Below are 441 nucleotides of genomic sequence, written 5' to 3' on the forward strand. Positions count from 1 at the left end.
GCCGTACATCGCTTCGCCCGTGAGGCCGCGCCACGTCGGCGACACGTATTTGACGGCGTTATTTACGCGGTAATCCCAATCCGCGTTGTCGTTGTCGAACGGATGCGCGGAGATGTCGCCGGCCCAGTTGCCCGCGGCGGTCAAGCTGGCGAAGCCGTAGTCGTCGACGCTCGTATCGTATTGGCGGCCCAGCGTGATTGTCCCGTAGTGGTCCGACGACAGCCCCACGTAGGCCTGACGCCCGAACATGCTGGAATCCTGCCCAAGCTTGCCCGTATTGATGTTGAAGCCGTTTTCCAGTTTGAAGATCGCTTTGTAGCCCCCGCCCAGATCTTCACTGCCTTTCAGGCCCCAGCGGCTGCCTGCGGTGTCGCCGCTCGACATCGCCCACGCCGAATGCCCGCCCGCATTGCTGGTGAAATTCAGACCTTCATCGATGAG

At 61.7% G+C, this 441-nt stretch carries 1 protein-coding gene; it reads right to left on the reverse strand.

Going from position 1 to position 441, the window contains the following annotated elements:
* Positions 1–441: porin (locus SB772_RS39195; protein ID WP_410838415.1), on the reverse strand; the 441-nt coding region annotated here is incomplete at both ends.

The sequence above is a fragment of the Paraburkholderia sp. SIMBA_030 genome (genome assembly GCF_046535245.1).
Lineage (GTDB): Bacteria > Pseudomonadota > Gammaproteobacteria > Burkholderiales > Burkholderiaceae > Paraburkholderia.